Origin of the sequence: Blastococcus sp. KM273128 (genome assembly GCF_021698975.1) — a bacterium.
In the GTDB taxonomy this organism is placed as follows: Bacteria; Actinomycetota; Actinomycetes; order Mycobacteriales; family Geodermatophilaceae; genus Blastococcus.
In genome coordinates, this window is sequence record NZ_SSXA01000184.1 from 1 (window position 1) to 490 (window position 490).

Below are 490 nucleotides of genomic sequence, written 5' to 3' on the forward strand. Positions count from 1 at the left end.
CTCGGCGCGCAGCGCCTCCCGCAGCCGGCCCAGCCCCAGCCCGGCCGCGCCGGGCAGCACCGCGGCCTCGGCGGCGGCGATCACCGCCGGATCGGTGCCGGGGCCGAACGCGGCCACCTCCGCCGCGAGTGCCCGGGCCCGGGGCCAGTCCAGCAGGCCCAGCCGCAGCCGGGCGAAGGTGGCCGGCAGCCGGGTGGTGAGCACCTCGGCGTGCTCCAGCAGCGTCACCGCGGCCGTGCGGCTGGTGTTGTGCGCCATCGCCAGCTCATCGGGCACGAACTCACTGGTACCGGCCGGGCCCGCCGCCCCGGCCCGCTCCCCACCGGGCAGCGGATCGGCCGGCGCGGGGCGGGCGGCGGCGAGGTCCATCACCAGCTCCACCCGCAGCGCGGCCAACCGCGCCTCGGCGGCCACGATCTGCCCCAGCAGATCCACCGCCTCCGCCGCGCTGCGCTGGGCGGGCAGCCACGCCGACAGCGGCTCGTCCCAC

General features: G+C 80.0%; 1 protein-coding gene. It reads right to left on the reverse strand.

The window, feature by feature from the left end; all coding sequences use genetic code 11:
• Positions 1–490: DUF222 domain-containing protein (locus tag E9529_RS21505; RefSeq protein WP_236833288.1), on the reverse strand; the 490-nt coding region annotated here is incomplete at both ends.